This is a genomic window from Streptomyces sp. NPDC003284 (assembly GCF_053589675.1).
Genome location: NZ_JBSFSI010000023.1, coordinates 78,284 through 94,816, shown reverse-complemented (window position 1 = coordinate 94,816; position 16,533 = coordinate 78,284). Strand labels below are relative to the sequence as shown.

At 74.4% G+C, this 16,533-nt stretch carries 13 protein-coding genes and 4 pseudogenes; 11 read left to right on the top strand and 6 right to left on the bottom strand.

What is annotated here, in order from left to right; all coding sequences use genetic code 11:
* Positions 1-445: 445 nt before the first annotated feature.
* On the bottom strand, positions 446-1,354 hold the full coding sequence (locus ACWDYF_RS32475) for a DUF305 domain-containing protein (RefSeq protein WP_389472586.1): 909 nt from the start codon (positions 1,352-1,354) through the stop codon (positions 446-448).
* Between the two features lie 316 nt (positions 1,355-1,670).
* Between ACWDYF_RS32475 and ACWDYF_RS32470 the strand changes: the two are divergent.
* Positions 1,671-2,681 (top strand): annotated as a pseudogene (locus ACWDYF_RS32470) (questin oxidase family protein).
* Positions 2,682-2,854: 173 nt separating this feature from the next.
* Here the strand turns inward: ACWDYF_RS32470 and ACWDYF_RS32465 are convergent.
* The gene (locus ACWDYF_RS32465) at positions 2,855-3,223 is read right to left on the bottom strand and encodes a DUF6479 family protein (protein WP_018569613.1); all 369 of its coding nucleotides are present in this window, start codon (positions 3,221-3,223) and stop codon (positions 2,855-2,857) included.
* Positions 3,224-3,421: 198 nt separating this feature from the next.
* On the opposite strand from ACWDYF_RS32465, the gene ACWDYF_RS32460 reads away from it, so the two are divergent.
* From ACWDYF_RS32460 to ACWDYF_RS32450, 3 genes are all read left to right on the top strand, one after another.
* A complete protein-coding gene (locus ACWDYF_RS32460; protein ID WP_381738258.1) occupies positions 3,422-3,805 on the top strand; it encodes a ferredoxin in 384 nt (127 codons plus the stop codon).
* A gap of 71 nt (positions 3,806-3,876) precedes the next feature.
* Positions 3,877-4,737, top strand: a complete 861-nt coding sequence (locus ACWDYF_RS32455; protein ID WP_389472581.1) for an oxygenase MpaB family protein — start codon at positions 3,877-3,879, stop codon at positions 4,735-4,737.
* Between the two features lie 63 nt (positions 4,738-4,800).
* Positions 4,801-6,378: a phytoene desaturase family protein gene (locus ACWDYF_RS32450; RefSeq protein ID WP_389472578.1), complete on the top strand. Its 1,578-nt coding sequence runs from the start codon at positions 4,801-4,803 to the stop codon at positions 6,376-6,378.
* Between the two features lie 150 nt (positions 6,379-6,528).
* Here ACWDYF_RS32450 and ACWDYF_RS32445 read toward each other — a convergent pair.
* Positions 6,529-8,326 (bottom strand): annotated as a pseudogene (locus ACWDYF_RS32445) (serine hydrolase).
* Between the two features lie 188 nt (positions 8,327-8,514).
* Positions 8,515-8,754 (bottom strand): annotated as a pseudogene (locus ACWDYF_RS32440) (hypothetical protein); the annotation flags it as partial.
* Positions 8,755-9,063: 309 nt separating this feature from the next.
* Between ACWDYF_RS32440 and ACWDYF_RS32435 the strand changes: the two are divergent.
* From ACWDYF_RS32435 to ACWDYF_RS32415, 5 genes are all read left to right on the top strand, one after another.
* A complete protein-coding gene (locus ACWDYF_RS32435; protein WP_381738155.1) occupies positions 9,064-9,447 on the top strand; it encodes a hypothetical protein in 384 nt (127 codons plus the stop codon).
* Between the two features lie 440 nt (positions 9,448-9,887).
* Positions 9,888-10,046 carry a hypothetical protein gene (locus ACWDYF_RS32430; RefSeq protein ID WP_389472576.1) on the top strand — a complete coding sequence of 53 codons (159 nt, stop codon included), beginning with the start codon at positions 9,888-9,890 and terminating at the stop codon, positions 10,044-10,046.
* Between the two features lie 13 nt (positions 10,047-10,059).
* A complete protein-coding gene (locus ACWDYF_RS32425; protein WP_389472573.1) occupies positions 10,060-10,749 on the top strand; it encodes a restriction endonuclease in 690 nt (229 codons plus the stop codon).
* Between the two features lie 243 nt (positions 10,750-10,992).
* Positions 10,993-11,313: a hypothetical protein gene (locus ACWDYF_RS32420; protein ID WP_381738160.1), complete on the top strand. Its 321-nt coding sequence runs from the start codon at positions 10,993-10,995 to the stop codon at positions 11,311-11,313.
* A 497-nt stretch (positions 11,314-11,810) separates the two neighbouring features.
* Positions 11,811-12,365: an RICIN domain-containing protein gene (locus ACWDYF_RS32415; RefSeq protein ID WP_381738161.1), complete on the top strand. Its 555-nt coding sequence runs from the start codon at positions 11,811-11,813 to the stop codon at positions 12,363-12,365.
* A 189-nt stretch (positions 12,366-12,554) separates the two neighbouring features.
* Here the strand turns inward: ACWDYF_RS32415 and ACWDYF_RS32410 are convergent.
* Positions 12,555-12,877: pseudogene (locus ACWDYF_RS32410) on the bottom strand (penicillin acylase family protein); the annotation flags it as partial.
* A gap of 180 nt (positions 12,878-13,057) precedes the next feature.
* Here ACWDYF_RS32410 and ACWDYF_RS32405 point away from each other — a divergent pair.
* Both ACWDYF_RS32405 and ACWDYF_RS32400 read left to right on the top strand, forming a co-directional pair.
* Positions 13,058-14,566 (top strand): fatty acyl-CoA synthetase, encoded by a 1,509-nt coding sequence (locus tag ACWDYF_RS32405; protein ID WP_389472569.1) that lies wholly within the window; start codon positions 13,058-13,060, stop codon positions 14,564-14,566.
* Positions 14,567-14,581: 15 nt separating this feature from the next.
* Positions 14,582-15,181, top strand: coding sequence for a GNAT family N-acetyltransferase (locus ACWDYF_RS32400; RefSeq protein WP_389472566.1), 600 nt, complete (start codon positions 14,582-14,584; stop codon positions 15,179-15,181).
* Here the strand turns inward: ACWDYF_RS32400 and paaK are convergent.
* Positions 15,153-16,445: a phenylacetate--CoA ligase PaaK gene (gene paaK / locus ACWDYF_RS32395; RefSeq protein ID WP_389472563.1), complete on the bottom strand. Its 1,293-nt coding sequence runs from the start codon at positions 16,443-16,445 to the stop codon at positions 15,153-15,155. The two genes, ACWDYF_RS32400 and paaK, sit on opposite strands and share 29 nt — an antisense overlap.
* Positions 16,446-16,533 lie beyond the last annotated feature (88 nt).

Here is a 16,533-nt window from a genome sequence, read left to right as displayed (position 1 = left end):
GGACGGGACAGGAACCATTGGCCTCACGGCGGTTCGGTCTCCGGCGCGCCGGAGACCACGGCGGGATCCACCACCGTTCGGCGCGGCGGGCGCGCCTTCTCGGTTCACCGTAACCGCCGGGGCGGTGCCTGTCCGCTCGTGCGGTCCGAACAGGTCAGCCGGGGCGCGCGGCGGGCGGAGCCGGGCAACGGCGGGGCTCCGGCCGGAACCGGCCCGCCCCTCCTGCCCGCGCCCGTGACCGTGTCCGCGCCCGCGTACGCGCTCGGGCGCGGTCCGTCGAAGAAGGGCCGCCGCCCGGCCGGACGGCCCGAACCGTCCGACCGGGCGACGGCCCGTGCCGTCCCGCGAAGACCCGGTCGTCCCCCATTGACCCGTGCCGTCCCGTGACGGCGGATGCCGCCCCGCGCCGTCCCGTGCCGCGCGCGGCGGCGGACCTGAGGCGCCGTCAGTCGCGCGCGGCGCGGCGCCGGCGGCGCAGCAGGAGCGTGCCGACGCCCGCGCCCGCGGCGGCCAGGGCGCACCCGGCGGCGACGACGGGCCCGGGGGACACGGGGGCGGCGCCTTCCCCGGTGTCCGCCGCGCCCTTGGGCAGCGTCACCGGGGCGGACGCGGCGGTACCGGGGACGGTGGCGGCGGACGCGCCGCGCCCGGCCAGCCAGGCCGAGAAGCCCGCGATCTCCGACTCCTGGCCGGTGGCGCCGGTGGCGGCGGCCGACCGCAGTTCGGCGTGCACGGCGCGGGCCTGCGGCTCCAGGAACTGGATCAGACCGGAGGTGTGGAGCGGGATCATCATGTCGGCGTACGCCTGGTCGAAGCCGGTGCCCTTGCCGGTGCCGCGCAGCCCGGACAGCAGGCGCTGCACCTCCTGCTCCAGCGCGGCCAGCGTGGTGCGGACGTCGGGGGAGAGCCTGGCCAGGGCCTGGGCCGGTGTCATCGCGTACCACTGCCGCAGCCAGCCGGTGAACTGCTCCACCTGGCGCTGGTGCGCGGTGATCAGGGTCTGGGCACGGGCGCGCAGGGCGCTGTCCGTGCCGCGGTCCAGTTCCAGGCGGGCCATGGCGACGGCCGCCTCGTCGTGCGCGATGATCCCCGCGAGGAACGCGGTCTCCAGGTCCGCGCCCCGCAGCGCCGTCAGCTTCTCGCCGAGACGGCAGGCGAGCGGCGAGACGGGCGCCGCCCCGCCGTCCCCGGCGCGGGCCGCGGGGGACGCGGCGGGTGACGCGGCGGGGACCGCCGGGGGAGGGGAGGCCGCCGCGGAGGACAGGGCGGTGGCCGGTGCGGCGGGCCCGCACAGGACCGCGCCGAGGGTGAACAGCACGGCGCCTCGGCGGCGCCAGGGTATGGGTATGTGCACGGCAGAGCCCTTCAGGGGAGAGGCCGGAAGACAGCCCGGTCGGACCTGGCGCGAGCGGTTCCGCGCGGGTCACGGGTGCGGGGAGCCGTACGGGGTGACCGCGTGACCGGCTCGCTCCTCACCGTAGGTACCGTCCCGGGCGCGCACCGCTCCGTTGTGCTCCATCTGGACGTACGTCCTCCGGCGCCCGCGGCCTGCGACAGGGCCGGGACCGCGGACCTCCCCGGGAGGGCCGCGAGGACCGCGACCGGGGGCCGCGGGGCGTAGGACCTCCGCCCGTTACGCCGCCCGGTGCCGCCCGTCTAGCGTCCTCGCCATGGATGCGACAGGGATGCTCGACGAGGCGTTGCAGCGGCTGCACCGGACGGGTCCGGAGCGCCTCGGACGGCTCACCAACCACGCCCCGATGGCGGTGGAGGCGCTCGCCGCGCACGGGCAGGCGGGCGCCGTGCACCGCTGGCTGGACCGGTACGCGGACAAGCTGGAGGAGTTCCCGGCCACGGTCGGACCGGTCACCCGCGCCGACTGACGCACGGCGCTGGGCGATCCGCGCCGCGCCGCCGACTGGATCGGCCACTTCACGCGCGAGACGGCCGAGCGGCCCTGGCGCGAGGTGCTCACCGAGTGGTGGCCCCGGCTGCTGCCCGGTCTGTACGGCGGCTCGGCCCACCCGGTGATCCGGGTGGGCCACGCCGTCCGCACCCTGCTGGGCGGCGAGGCCACCGGGCCGCGGCTGACCGAACTCGCCCACGGCCTCGGCTACTGGGCCGCCCGCCACCGCCCCGTCACCGGCCTCGCCCCGCTGCCCGGCGCGCACAGCGCGGCCGCCGCCCTGGACGCCGTGGTGCCCCTGACCGATCCGGAGGGCGGCTTCCCGGCCCGCCTCGAACGGGTGACGGCGCTGCCCGTGTGGGCGGCCGGGGTCACCGACCCCGACGAGGCGCACCGGCGGCTGACCGAACTGGTGCGCGCGGCCACCCACCGGTACGCCACCCACGGCCACGGCGAGGAGACGATGCTCGTGCACGCGGCCACCGCGCCCAACGCCGTGCTGCGCACCCTGCCCGCGCTGCCCCGCGCCCTGTGGGTGCCGAGCCTGCGGGCCGCCTGGACGGCGTCGGCGGCGGTGACCGCCATGTACGCGCCGAAGACACCGGTGCACTACCGCCCCTCGGGCACGTTCGCCCCGGAGGAGGTCGTCGCCCTCGCCCTGGCCCACGGCGACGAGCACGTCATCAAGCTGACCGACACCGCCCTCGACGTCGGCGGCGACCGTGCCCTCGCGGCGGCCCTGCGCGCGGTGGAACTGAGCGAACCGCTGCGGTGAGCACCGGGCGGTCCGGCCGTCGGTCCGCCCGGTCCGCCCGGTCCGGCTCAGCCCTTCGCCTCCGCCTCCGTCTCCGCCTCCGTCTCCGCCTCGACGGCAGGCGCGAGGACTTGAACGTCCCCGCGCCGGACAGCGCCGCCCCGGCGCCCGGTGCAGGTGCTCGGTACCGCTGCTCAGTGCCGCCCGGGGCCGCCGCTGCCGAACGATCCGCTGCCGCCCGCGTCCCAGCGCGGACGCGGGGCCGGGGCACCGGTCCGGGTGCCCGCGTTGCCGTGGCCCGGCAGCCGGTGCGGCGTCAGCCGGCCGCCGTCGCGCGGTACTTCGTCCGGTTCGCGGTTCTCCAGCACGGAGCCGACCGGGCCCGAGCCGGGCAGCCGCGGCTGCTCGTCGGGGCGCGGTGGCGCGGGCTCGCGGCGGCGGATGCGCGCGCCCATCCAGAAGGCGCCGATCAGCAGGGCCACCAGGACGAGCCCGGCGACGAACGGCCAGATGCCGATCGCGGCCCCGTGGGCCGCGGCGATGTCCAGCGGTGCGTTGTCCATGGGCCGCGGGTACCCGAGGCCCCCGCCGCGAACCCGGGGCCTCGCGGACCCGGGGCCTCGCGGACCCGGGACCGGTCCGCCGCGCCCGCCGGTCCCGGCCCGCTGGTGCCCCCGGCCGGGTGACGGAGGACGGCCGCGACCCCCGCGCGGCCCGGGTTTGGCGGCCGTGGCACCGGCTACTCGCAGGACGTGACCACGATGCGTACGACATCATCGACGCCTTCGCAACAGGAACTCGTCCGGTTCCTGGAGGACCGCTTCGCGTGTGCGCAGGCGTGTACGGAGTGCGCGCGGGCCTGCGCGCTGCGCGCCAGTCTGGTGGACGTCGGCCAGGGTGAGGAACAGGAGCTCCTGCGGCGCAGGGGCATCATGTGCGCGGAGGTCTGCGACGCCACCTGCAGAGCGCTGTCCGAGCAGAACAGCGAGGACGAGGACGCCGTCCGCGCGCAACTGGAGTGGTGCGTGACCGTCTGCCTGGAGACCGCGCACGTCTTCGACCGGCACTCCGGTGCCGGACAGGCCGCGGACGCCTGCCGCACCTGCGCCAAGGCGTGCGGCGAGTTCACGGCGAGCCTCGGCTGAGCATCCGCGCCGCGCGCGCCCGGTCCGGCCCGGCCGTCGACCCGCCGCGGGCGCCGCGTTAGCCTGCCTGCGTGGAGACCATACGCACGGGCGACCCCGGCCTCTTCGGCCCGGGTTCGGTGACGTGGCAGGCGCACAGCGACCCCATGATGTGGATCGCGGGCATCCGGGCCCTGTACCTCCAGGCCCTGCACCCGCGCGCGGTGCGGGGCGTGATGGAGAACTCCGACTTCCGCCGCGACGCCTGGGGCCGGCTGCTGCGCACCGCGCACTTCGTCGGCACCACGACGTACGGCACGACGGACGCCGCCGAGCAGGCGGGCGCCCGGGTCCGCAGGATCCACCGGCTGCTGTCGGCCACCGACCCGGACACCGGCGCGCGGTTCGGGATCGACGACCCCGAACTGCTGCTGTGGGTGCACTGCGCGGAGATCGACTCCTATCTGCACGTGCTGTGGCGCTCCGGCTTCCCGCTCACCCGCGCCCGCGCCGACCGCTATGTCGCCGAGCACCGCACGAGCGCCCGCCTGGTCGGCCTCGACCCGGACACCGTGCCCGCCTCCCGGGCCGGACTGGCCGCCTACTTCGCCCGGGTCCGCCCGCAGCTCGCCGCCGGTGCCGACGCCCGCGCCGTGGACGACTTCCTGCGCCGCCCGCCCGTCCACCCGCTGCTCGTCCCGGCCCGCGAGGTGCTCTGGCGGCAGGTGGCGCACCTGGCCTACGCCTCCCTGCCCCCGTACGCGCACGACCTGTACGGCAGGCCCGCCCCGGCGCCCGCCGTGGTCACCCGGCGGCTGCGGACGGCGGGCGCGCTGCTGCGCTGCGTGCCCGCGCAGGTGCGCTGGCAGCTCCCGCCCCGGCACATCCTGAGCGCGGTGGCGCGGCTCGGCCCCGCCGCCCGCCCCGCGCCCCGCCGCTCCCGCACCCCCTGACCGGCACGCCGCACCGGCGTCCGCGCCCTGGCCGCCGCGGAACTCCTCGTGCTACCAAGAGCCATGAGCGCACACGAGGCATCCGGCGGCTACGACGTGGTGATCGTCGGCGGCGGGCACAACGGCCTGGTCGCCGCCGCCTACCTGGCCCGCGCCGGGCGGTCGGTGCTGGTGCTGGAACGGCTGGACCACACCGGCGGCGCGGCCGTCTCCACCCGCCCGTTCGCCGGGGTGGACGCCCGGCTGTCCCGCTACTCCTACCTGGTCAGCCTGCTGCCCGGGAAGATCCTGCGGGATCTCGGCCTGGACGTCCGGCTGCGCCCGCGCACCGTCTCCTCGTACACCCCGGCCCGGCGGAACGGCCGGGCGACCGGGCTGCTCGTGGGCGGCGGCGAGGAACGCACCCGGGAGGCGTTCGCCCGGCTCACCGGCTCGGACCGCGAGTGGCGGGCCTGGCAGCGCTTCTACGCCCTGACCGGCCGGGTCGCCCGGCAGGTCTTCCCCACCCTGACCGAGCCGCTGCCCGGCCGCGAGGAGCTGCGCCGCCGGATCGGCGACGAGGACGCCTGGCGGATGCTGTTCGAGGAGCCCGTCGGGGTGGCCGTGGAGCGGTTCTTCGCCGACGACCTGGTGCGCGGGGTGGTCCTCACCGACGCCCTCATCGGCACCTTCGCCGACGCCCACGACCCGGCCCTGCCGCAGAACCGCTGCTTCCTCTACCACGTGATCGGCGGCGGCACCGGCGCCTGGGACGTGCCGGTCGGCGGCATGGGCGCGCTCACCGACGCCCTCGCGGACGCGGCGCGCGCGGCGGGCGCCCGCCTGCTCACCGGCCACGAGGCGGTGCGTATCGCCACCGACGGGCGCCGCGCCGAGGTCACCTACCGCACCGGGGACGGCGAGGGCACGGTGGACGCCCGGCACGTCCTGGTGAACGCCTCCCCGCAGGCACTGGCCGCCCTCACCGGCGAGCAGGCGCCCGAGCCCGCCGAGGGCGCCCAGTTCAAGGTGAACATGCTGCTGGAGCGGCTGCCCCGGCTGCGGGACACCGCCGTCGATCCGCGCGAGGCGTTCGCGGGCACCTTCCACATCGCCGAGGGCTACCGCGAGCTGGCCGCCGCCCACGCCCAGGCCGCGGCGGGCGAGCTGCCCGCCGCGCCGCCCTCCGAGATCTACTGCCACTCGCTGACCGACCCCACGATCCTCGGCCCGGACCTGCGCGCGAGCGGCCACCAGACCCTCACCCTGTTCGGCCTGCACACCCCGGCCCGGCTGTTCGCCCGCGACAACGACGCCGTACGGGAGAAGCTGCTGGCGGCGACCCTCGCCCAGCTCGACGCGCACCTGGCCGAACCGCTCGCAGACTGCCTGGCGCGGGACGCCGAGGGACGGCCGTGCGTCGAGGCCAGGACGCCGCTGGACCTGGAGCGCGACCTCGGCCTGCCCGGCGGCAACATCTTCCACCGGGCGCTGAGCTGGCCCTACGCCCAGGAGGGCACCGGCCGCTGGGGCGTGGAGACCGCACACGCCAACGTGCTGCTGTGCGGGGCGGGCGCGGTGCGCGGCGGCGGGGTCAGCGGCGTACCGGGGCACAACGCGGCCATGGCGGTGCTGGAGGCGCCCGCCGGGCAGGGCGGCTGAACGCCCCGGTCCCGCGCGGGCATCCCGGCGGGAGACGGAACCCGCGGCAGGACCGGCCGCCCTCCCCGCCGCCCGGCCCGTCCGCGAACCCGCGAACCCGCCGTCCTGCCGGGAGGCGGGTCCGCCGTCCGTGCGGCGGCCGTCGTGCGCTCAGTCGGCGGACGCCGTCCAGCCCCGCGCCTCCAGCCGGGCCGCGTCCGCCGGACGGGACTCGTCGAACAGCACCCGTCGGCGCGTCTGGACCCGCTGGGCGTCGACGTACGCGCCGCGCCCCACATAGAGGCGGTCCGTGGTGTAGCGCCAGCGCAGCGCCAGTTGCCGGGCCGCCGGGAGCGTGGCGGTCACCTCGTGCCAGCGGCGCCCGGAGTAGCCGGTGGCGATGCCGTCCGGATGCTGCTCGGGGCGGCCGCCCCGGCGTACGGCCGTGAACGGCACCGGCTGCCAGGCCGCGCCCCCGTCGGCGGACGCCTCCAGCACGAGCACGTCCGACTGCGGCTCGGTGTCCCACCACAGGGAGCAGCGCAGCCGCGCCCCGCCCGCCGAGGTGTCGAGCGCGGGCAGCGCCAGCGTCGCGGTGCCCGCGCTCGCCATGCCGGAGAACCAGGCCGTACGGCCCCGCTGCGGGCGGACCGCGACGGCCCGCGCCAGGTCGTTGCCGGTCGCCACCCGGGGAGCCGAGCCGGAGCGCCAGCTGCGCACCGGATGCACCGAGTTGCCGAGCACCACCAGGAACGAGTCGGTCGTCGGGTCCAGCACCAGCGACGTACCGGTGAAGCCGGTGTGGCCCGCCGTGGTCGGCGTGGCCATCGCGCCCATGTACCAGTGCTGGTACAGCTCGAAGCCGAGGCCGTGCGCGTCACCGGGGAAGGCCGTGTTGAAGTCGGTGAACATCAGCTGCACCGACTCCGGCCGCAGGATGCGGGCCCGCCCGTAGGCGCCGCCGTCGAGCAGGGTCCGGGCGAGCACCGCCAGATCCCAGGCGCAGGAGAACACCCCCGCGTGCCCGGCGACCCCGCCCAGGCTGTACGCGTTCTCGTCGTGCACCTCGCCCCACACCAGGCCCCGGTCCAGGGCCGACCAGGGCCTGCGGGCGTCCTCGGTGGCGGCGATCGACGGCTTCCAGGAGGCGGGCGGGTTGTAGCGGGTGCGGCGCAGACCGAGCGGCCCGGCGATCTCCTCGGCCAGTTGGACGTCCAGCGGGCGGCCCGTGATCTTCTCCAGCACCAGTTGCAGGGAGATCATGTTCAGATCGGAGTACAGGTACACGGTGCCGGGCGGGTTCAGCGGCGCCTCGTCCCAGATCATCTCCAGCTTCCGCTCGTACGTCGGCGCGTCGTACAGCGGCAGGTCCGGCCGGAAACCGGAGGTGTGGGTGAGCAGTTGACGGATCGTCACGGACTGCTTGCCCGCGCGCGCGAAGTCCGGGAGGTAGGAGGCGACCGTGCCCTCCAGCTCCAGCGCGCCCCGCTCGATCTGCTGGACGGCCAGGATCGAGGTGAACAGCTTGGACAGGGACGCCAGGTCGAAGACGGTGTCCCTGGTCGTCGGATGCTGCTGCTCGGGCGGGAACTCCACGGCGGTGTCGGTCTTCTCGTCGTACGACGCGTAGCGCACCGCCATGCCGATCGGCTCGTGCAGGGCCACGGTGGAACCCCGTCCCGCGAGCAGCACCGCGCCCGCGTACCAGGGGTGCACGGGGGACGGCCCGAGGAACACCTCGGCGTCGGCGACGAGTTGCCGCAGCGGGCCGGGGGAGCAGTCCCGCCTGCTGCGGGGAGCCGTGCCGCAGGGTCGCTCGCGCGGCGGCGGACCCCGGCCGGGTGGACGCGGCGGCCGGTGCCGCCGGGAGGGCGGCGACGCCGAGCGCGCCGCCCAGGAGCAGGGACACCTGGCCCAGTCGGCGCCGGGTGAGGCCGCGCCCCTCCGCTTCTGCCGTGCCGTCACTCATCGTGGAGACCTCCCGCGCGCCGCCTGAAAGTATCTTTCGAGACTTGCTGTGCGGGGTGAAACTTTTATGTCAGGAGCGGCCGTTGTCAACGGGGCGTGCGCGAACACACGCTCAGGTGACGGCACATGGGGGGCGGCGGCCGGGCGGCCCCCGCCCCGCACGCGGACGTCACCCACTCATGCGCCGAGCACAGCCGCGTGGCCGCCGTGCGCCGGGTCCCACGCCGACTCGACCTCGTTCCACACACCCAGCGCCTCGGTGCCGCCCGGCACCGGGACGCGCTCGCCGTCGCGCACGACGAACTGGTGCTCCCCGAGCGGCGCGTCGAGCGCGCCCCGGCTGCCGGTGCGCACCGTGCGGTCCCAGCGCGCGAGCACCCGGCAGGCGTCCGCACGGCGCAATGCTGCCGCGGGAGGTCCGCCCGGAACGCGCTGCACTCAGGTGACGGCAGCGCAGTCGTGCTGTGCGACGTTTCGGCCATGGGCCGCAGCACTACACAGCAGCCTGGGGCCAGGTGTCTGCCGCCTCCGGGCGGATGGCTCTCGGACTTGATCGCTTCGGAGCGATGTGACAGGGGAGCCGTTCCGGGGCCCGGTGGTCTTTTCCGCCGGCGTCGAAGGGGGTAGAAACGGTTGGTGGCACCGGGCCGACCGACCATCGGCGCGCTCGCACGCGCGGGCATCAGGTGCCTCTCGGACCACCAGGGCCGCCACCAGGGCGCCCATAAGGGGGATTTCGTGCGTAAGTGGAACAAGGCGGCCGTCACAACGGCGGCGTTCCTTGCCGTCGGCTTCACTGTCACCGCCGCGGCCGAGCCTGTGTCGGCGACACCTGGGCCCGCCGCGTCCGCCCGTCCGGCTTCGGCAGGCACCATCTACTGCCCGAACGACGCCGACTTCGCCGGAACGGGCATCCGTATCCGGTCAGCCCCGGACCTGGGCTCCTCCACGAGGGGCTATGGGAATCATCACGACTGCTTCACCGGGGGCTTCCAGACCACCGGCGCGAGTGTGAACTGCGGGACGAACTCGACCAACCAGTGGCAGTACGGAACGAACCGCCGCACCGGGGTCACCGGATACGTCAGCTGGTGCTACCTGGAAGTCGACGGGACCGGCTGACCTGTCGCCCAGCCAACGCGCCAGGCACAGGAACTGGTGTGCAACACGGCTACGGTTCCCAGGAGGTGCTGAGGGCCGCCAACGCTTGCCGTAGGGGCGGGTGTCGGTGCCCCCGACACCCTGCTCCGCACCCCAGGTGGTGGGGCCGCCGAAGACGGACTCCCCGCCGCGCCTGGGCATCCGGCCCGCCCTTCGGGGGCCGGGCAGACCGCCTGTCGCCGTGTCAGCGAGATGATCAGCCGGCCGAGGAGCGCGCCGACAGAAGCACCGTGCATGTCCACGACTGATCCACTGCGCGGGATCCGGCCAGGTCCGATGGCTTTGTGCCATTTGTCAGCAACCTGTCTCCCACATCACCAAGACGCCGCTACACAAGAGGACTGGACGGCGTTCCGCCGTGCCGGTGTGGTGGTGGCTGGTCGGTGGGGAGGTCTGGACGGTTGCTGACCATCGACGTGGCGGTGCTGCTCGCGGTCATCGTCGTCCGGCGACTGCGGCGGCGTACGGAAGCCTGCAGTCGCTTCGACGAGAAGATGACCGTCGTCATCGTCCTGGCGCTGGGCGTCCTGATCGCCCCCACCGCGGGCCATTTTCCGTAGAAGTGGGGGAGTGATGGCGGCACGCCGACGAAGCCGGCGCCTGAAGAAGCGGACCCGCAGGCAGTTGCAGAGCTGGGGTGCGGTGGTGGCACTGGCCACCGTGGTGTGGGCGGCCGGGCACTGGTCGGTGGTGTGGCCGGTCCTGGTGGCCATGGTCGCCGCGGCCGTGGCGGGCGCGGCCGGATGGGCGCTGTGGCGGGCGCACCGATCGGCGGTCGGCCGGGACCGCGCGTGGCGGGCGCAGGAGGAGGCCCGAGCCCGCGAGTTGTCGATGACCGAGGTCGACGCGCTGTCGTGGCAGGAGTTCGAGACGTATGTCGCCGAGTTGTGCCGGCGGGACGGCTGCACGAAGGTCGTCGTCAGCGGCAAGAGCGGCGACCTGGGCGCGGACGTCGTCGGCTACCTGGCCGACGGCCGCAAGCTGGTCGTCCAATGCAAGAAGTACGCGCCGCACCGGAGCGTGTCCTCACAGGACATGCAGAAGTTCGTCGGCACCGCCCGCCTCGAACATGGCGCCGACGTCGCCCTGTTCGTCACCACCTGCCGCACGTTCACGAAGGCCGCACTCGGCCTGGCGCTGCGCCAGGACATCGTGGCCCTGCACCGCGATCTGCTCGGCTCCTGGGTCAAGGGCGCTCACCTGGAGACCCTGATCCCGCTGAACGGCAGCGGCGGCGGCACCAGGCGACGCCCCTCTGCCTGACTGAACAGGCAGACGGCCCCGGCGGGCCAGCGCGAGCGGTTCGGCTCACTCGTCCTGGGCGCTCGAAGGTGGCCGTGGACCGGCTCATCGGCCCCCGCGATGTCCATTTGCGGGGAAAGACGCGCCAACCAGGTCCCTTTCAAGCCAACTTGTAGCAGTCCTGTCGCCGCTGTTCCTCCCTGCAAAACAGACTGGCACCGGTCACCACGGGGGTGGCCGGGGTAGTCCGGAGGGAGCTGGGCAATGGTGTTCCTGGATGTGTCGGGGATCGATCGTCGCGTGCGGAACGAGGTGACAAAGCGGGGTCTGTTCCTCGTCTCGCCCGAGGAGGACGACAGGGAGGTCTATGTCTTCGTGTGTACCGATCCGAACCCGAACGACTGTGGGTTCACCAGGGTGGGACAGGTGGTCGGGACGGGGACGTCGGGCGAGCTCTGCAAGCCTTATGTGATGGACGGCAGGGACACGGAGCCGCCGGTGTCGCTCACGATGCTCCGGGGGGTCTTCAGGAACTGGGAGGACGGGATCAAGGCCGTGCTCGATGCGTACGACACGCGGACGTGAACCACGTGCCGTAATTGCCCGAGCCGTAGGGGCCCCAACTCGATCCTGTTCACGGCCCGGTCTTCGTCACCCACCGCCGTGCCGGACCGAGGAAGGCGGTCAGCGCTGAGTCACCAGCCTGGGCCGAACGGGCGACCCGGCGTGGTCGGCCGCCGACGCCCCGGCTCCATCCCCGTTCGCCCTCAGGGGTGACCCGAGCTGCCGGACGGGTCACCCGCCTGTGCGAATCCGGCCGTGTTTCTCCTCCTCCGGTGCGGGTGGCCGGGGTCTGTCTGCCGAAACGATTCCCTCCGTGCCGGACCTGTGTCGCGGAGCGGAGGGAGAGCGGCTGAGCGTCTGTTCCGTCGCCTCCTCGGCCGCACACGGTGCCCGGTCGCGGGCTCCATGCTGAGCAAGTGGCGCTGGCCGGTACGACCACGGTTCGTTCCGGGCCGTCTCCAAGCCGACGCCGTGAAACGTGATTGCCGAAATACCGCCTTTTGAGGAGAACGACGCTCATGTTCCGCCCCCTCCGGACCCTCACCGCGGCCGCAGCCGCGGCCACCCTCCTCGCCACCTTCGGCGCGGGAAGCGCCTCGGCGGCCAACCGCACAGGCCAGGATCTGATCAACCGGACGGACGGGAGCCGCCTCGCGCTGTACGGCGACTCCACGGCGGACGGCGCCACCGCAGTCTCCCTCCGCGACCCGGGGTGGAAGCACAAGACCGAGGCCTGGGACGAAGCAGACGGCAGGTGGGAGGGCAGCCGCTACACGCTGACCTTCAAGAACAAGGCCGCCGACAAGTGCCTCCAGCCGGCCGACGCGAAGCCCGCCCGCGGCACCACGATCGTCGTACGGACCTGTGACGGGTCCGACCTCCAGCGCTGGGTCCTGCGTCCCGAGGGCGACAACAACTCCCGCTGGTGGATCTGGCAGCCCAAGGTCGACACCGACCTCGCCATGACCCTCAACCGCTACAACGACGGCAGCTGGAACACCCTCTACCTGGACACCTCCTACCCAAGCGCCGACCGCCTCTGGCACCTCGCGGACGACAACACCAGCTGGTGACGACAACCCCCAAGTCGTCCGGCGATCGCCGACGACGCCGGGGCGTCGGGCACACGACGACTCAGCAGGGGGAAGACACGGCGGCCAGCCCCGCCGTCGTCGAGGAAGAGGTGATCCGGCGCGCGGTGGCGGCCCAGATGTCCTGGGACGCCCTGGATCAGGAGCCGGGCAAGCCATGTCCGTGCGGCTCTGCCACGGGTAGTGCGGGTTGCCCAGCAGCAGCCCGCGCCCACCGGCGGTTCTCGCGCCGCTGAAGGCGACCGGGTTGGAGCCCATGTCCGCGTCCCCGGGCGAGAACGACGCGCGGGCCGCCCCGGCGAGCACCGCGAAGGCCAACAGCCGTGCCGCCACGTCGAGTTCGCTCACCGGGCGCACCCAGGCGGCGCCCCGGCAGGCCGGGTCGGTGACGCGGTGCTGCTGCCGCAGCCAGGCGTTGTACCCGATGGCGAAGCCGCGGTGGAGAAGTCCTTGGCCGCGCGGCTCGGCCCGCGCGCCGCGGATCCGGTGAGCAGGGCGACGGCCGCGACGAGGAGTCTTCTGAAGCGGGTGGTACGCATCGTGCCTCCCGGCGTCGGGGTCGGACGAAGCGGGCGGGCGCGCCGACCCGGCGGGTGGCCGCGCCGACCGCCCCGGTGGAGCGGGGAGCGCGCGATGCTTGACCTCCTCCGGCGGCGGACCCAGGATCATGTGCCATGACGCCTGGACACCGCAGCACGGTCGACGGGGTCCTGCTGCGCAGCGCCCGGCGCACGCCCGCGCGGACCGCCGTCGAGTACGGCGACCGCTCCTGGTCGTACGCCGCACTCGACGACGCCGTCTCCCGCGCGGCCTCCCTGCTGCGCGCCCGCGGCCTCGTCCCCGGCGACCGGGTCGCCGCCTACGGGCACAACTCCGACGCGTATCTGATCGCCTTCCTCGCCTGCGCCCGCGCGGGCCTGGTCCATGTGCCCGTCAACCAGAACCTCACCGGCGACGATCTGGCCCACCCCGTCCGGCAGTCGGGCAGCGCGCTGGTCCTGACCGACCCGGACCTCGCCCACCGGCTGCCCGGCGGCACACCGTCCTGGGCGCTGCGCGACACCGACGGCTCGCTGCTCGCCGCGCTCCCGTCCGCACCGCCCTACGACGGCCCCGTGCCGCACGCCGAGGACCTGGTCCAACTGCTCTACACCTCGGGCACCACCGCCCTGCCCAAGGGCGCGATGATGACCCACCGGGCCCTCGTCCACGCCTATCTGAGCGCGATCACCGCCCTCGACCTGTCGGCGGACGACCGGCCCGCGCACGCGCTGCCGCTCTACCACTCGGCGCAGATGCACGTGTTCCTGCTGCCCTACCTCGCCGTGGGCGCGACCAACACCGTCCTGGACGCGCCCGACGGCGACCGCGTCCTCGATCTGGTGGAGGCCGGCCGCGTCGACAGCCTGTTCGCCCCGCCCACGGTCTGGATCGCCCTGGCGGGCCGGCCCGACTTCGCCCACCGGGACCTCACCGGTCTGCGCAAGGTCTATTACGGCGCCTCCGTCATGCCGGTGCCCGTCCTGGAACGGCTGCGCGCGCGTCTGCCGCACCTCGCCTTCTACAACTGCTTCGGCCAGAGCGAGATCGGCCCGCTGGCCATGGTGCTCGGCCCCGGCGAGCACGAGGGGCGGCTGGACTCCTGCGGCCGGCCGGTGCTCTTCGTGGAGGCCCGTCTCGCCGACGAGCACGGACAGGACGTGCCGGACGGCACCCCCGGTGAGATCCTCTACCGCTCACCGCAGTTGTGCGAGGGCTACTGGGACCGGCCCGAGGAGAGCGCCGAGGCGTTCCGGGACGGCTGGTTCCGCTCCGGCGACCTGGCGGTGCGCGACGCCGACGGCTTCCACACGGTCGTCGACCGGGTGAAGGACGTCATCAACTCCGGGGGAGTGCTGGTGGCCTCCCGCCAGGTCGAGGACGCGCTGCACACCCACCCCGCCGTCGCCGAGGCCGCCGTCGTCGGCCTCCCCGACGAGCAGTGGATCGAGGCCGTCACCGCCGTCGTCGTCGCGCGCGGCGAGGTCACCGAGGCCGAGCTGATCGCCCACGCCCGCGCACGCCTCTCGCCGTTCAAGGCGCCGAAGCGGGTGGTCCTCGTGGACGCCCTGCCGCGCAACGCCAGCGGGAAGATCCTCAAACGCGAACTGCGCGACCGGCTCCGCGACGACGCGCCGCTGTAGGGCACGATGAGCCGTATGCCGACGCGCCCGCCCGCCCACGAGTCCACCGGCCGCCTGGAGGCACCGGCGACCGCCACGGCGCCCGCGCTCCTGCTGCGCCCCTGGCGCGCGGCGGACGCCGCCGAACTCGCCGTGCTGTACCGCGACCCGCTCCTGCGCCGCTTCCTCAGCCACTCCATCCCGGACGCGGCGGCCGCGCTGCGCTGGATCGACGGGCAGCGGTGGCGGGAGGGCGGCGACCGGTTCGCCTTCGCCGTCGTGGAACGCTCCGGGGCGGCGGAGCGCCTGGCGGGGCACGTGGTCCTCAAGGACCTCGCCCCCGGCTCCCCGTCCGCCGAGGTCGGCTACTGGACCGCCGCCCACGCGCGCGGCCGGGGTGTGGCGCCCCGGGCGCTCGACGCGCTCACCGGCTGGGCCTTCACGGCGTTCGGCGCCCGGGGACCGGCCCGGCTCGTCCTGCGGCACCAGGAGGACAACGCGGCGTCCTGCCGGGTCGCGGCCAAGTGCGGCTACGAACTGACCGGGACGCTGCCCGCCGCGCCACCGGCGTACCCGCACGCGGGACATGTGCACACCCGCGTCCGGGTCACGGACGCAGGTCCACGATCCGCCTGATCTTGCCCACCGACCGCTCCAGGGACTCCGGTTCCACGATCTCCACCCCGACCGACACCCCGACCCCGTCCTTGACGGCCGCCGCGATCGAGCGGGCCGCGGCCTCCCGCGCCTCGGGCCCGGCACCGGGCCGCGCCTCGGCACGGACCGTGAGGGCGTCCAGCCGGTCCTCGCGGGTGAGCCGGAGCTGGAAGTGCGGCGCCACGCCCGGGGTGCGCAGCACGATCTCCTCGATCTGCGTCGGGAACACGTTCACCCCGCGCAGGATCACCAGGTCGTCGCTGCGGCCGGTGATGCGCTCCATCCGCCGGAAGGCCCGCGCGGTGCCCGGCAGCAGCCGGGTCAGATCCCGGGTGCGGTAGCGGATCACCGGCATCGCCTCCTTGGTGAGCGAGGTGAACACCAGCTCGCCCGCCTCGCCCTCGGGCAGCACCTCGCCGGTGAGCGGGTCGACGATCTCCGGGTAGAAGTGGTCCTCCCAGATGTGCAGGCCGTCCTTGGTCTCCACGCACTCCTGCGCCACCCCCGGCCCGATCACCTCCGAGAGGCCGTAGATGTCGACCGCGTCGATCCCGAGCCGCTCCTCGATCTCCCGCCGCATCTCCTCGCTCCACGGCTCCGCCCCGAACACCCCCACGCGCAGCGAGGTGCCGCGCGGATCGACGCCCTGCCGCTCGAACTCGTCGAGCAGCGTGAGCATGTACGACGGGGTGACCATGATGATCCGGGGCTCCAGGTCCTGGATCAGCTGCACCTGCCGGGCCGTCATGCCGCCCGAGGCGGGCACGACCGTGCAGCCGAGCCGTTCGGCGCCGTAGTGCGCGCCCAGGCCGCCGGTGAACAGCCCGTAGCCGTACGCCACATGGACGACGTCGCCGGGCCGGGCGCCCGCCGCCCGCAGCGAACGGGCGATCATGTCCGCCCACATCGACAGATCGCTGTCCGTGTAGCCCACCACGGTCGGGTGTCCGGTGGTGCCGCTGGAGGCGTGCAGGCGGCGCACCCGCTCCCGGGGCACGGCGAACATTCCGTACGGGTAGTGCGCGCGCAGGTCCTCCTTGGCCGTGAGGGGGAAACGGGCCAGGTCGGCGAGCGAACGGCAGTCGTCGGGGTGCACCCCGGCCGCGGCGAAGGACTCCCGGTGGAAGGGGACGTTCTCGTACGCGTGCCGCAGCGAGGCGCGCAGCCGCTCCAGCTGGAGCGCGCGCAGTTCCGCCACGCCGAGCCGTTCCCCCGCGTCCAGCAGACCTGCCGCATCCGCCATCGGGACTCTCCCTCACCTACTACGAAAAGCATGACAATCGGGTCAACTGAACGACCGATCATTCGGTCGAGATGTTGGAGATCAGTAA

Coding starts and splice junctions, on each gene's coding strand:
- ACWDYF_RS32465 (WP_018569613.1), bottom strand. CDS start 3,223: ATGGACAACGCACCGCTGGACATCGCCGCGGCCCACGGGGCCGCGATC.
- ACWDYF_RS32460 (WP_381738258.1), top strand. CDS start 3,422: ATGCGTACGACATCATCGACGCCTTCGCAACAGGAACTCGTCCGGTTC.
- ACWDYF_RS32450 (WP_389472578.1), top strand. CDS start 4,801: ATGAGCGCACACGAGGCATCCGGCGGCTACGACGTGGTGATCGTCGGC.
- ACWDYF_RS32425 (WP_389472573.1), top strand. CDS start 10,060: ATGGCGGCACGCCGACGAAGCCGGCGCCTGAAGAAGCGGACCCGCAGG.
- ACWDYF_RS32420 (WP_381738160.1), top strand. CDS start 10,993: ATGGTGTTCCTGGATGTGTCGGGGATCGATCGTCGCGTGCGGAACGAG.
- ACWDYF_RS32415 (WP_381738161.1), top strand. CDS start 11,811: ATGTTCCGCCCCCTCCGGACCCTCACCGCGGCCGCAGCCGCGGCCACC.
- ACWDYF_RS32405 (WP_389472569.1), top strand. CDS start 13,058: ATGACGCCTGGACACCGCAGCACGGTCGACGGGGTCCTGCTGCGCAGC.
- ACWDYF_RS32400 (WP_389472566.1), top strand. CDS start 14,582: ATGCCGACGCGCCCGCCCGCCCACGAGTCCACCGGCCGCCTGGAGGCA.
- paaK (WP_389472563.1), bottom strand. CDS start 16,445: ATGGCGGATGCGGCAGGTCTGCTGGACGCGGGGGAACGGCTCGGCGTG.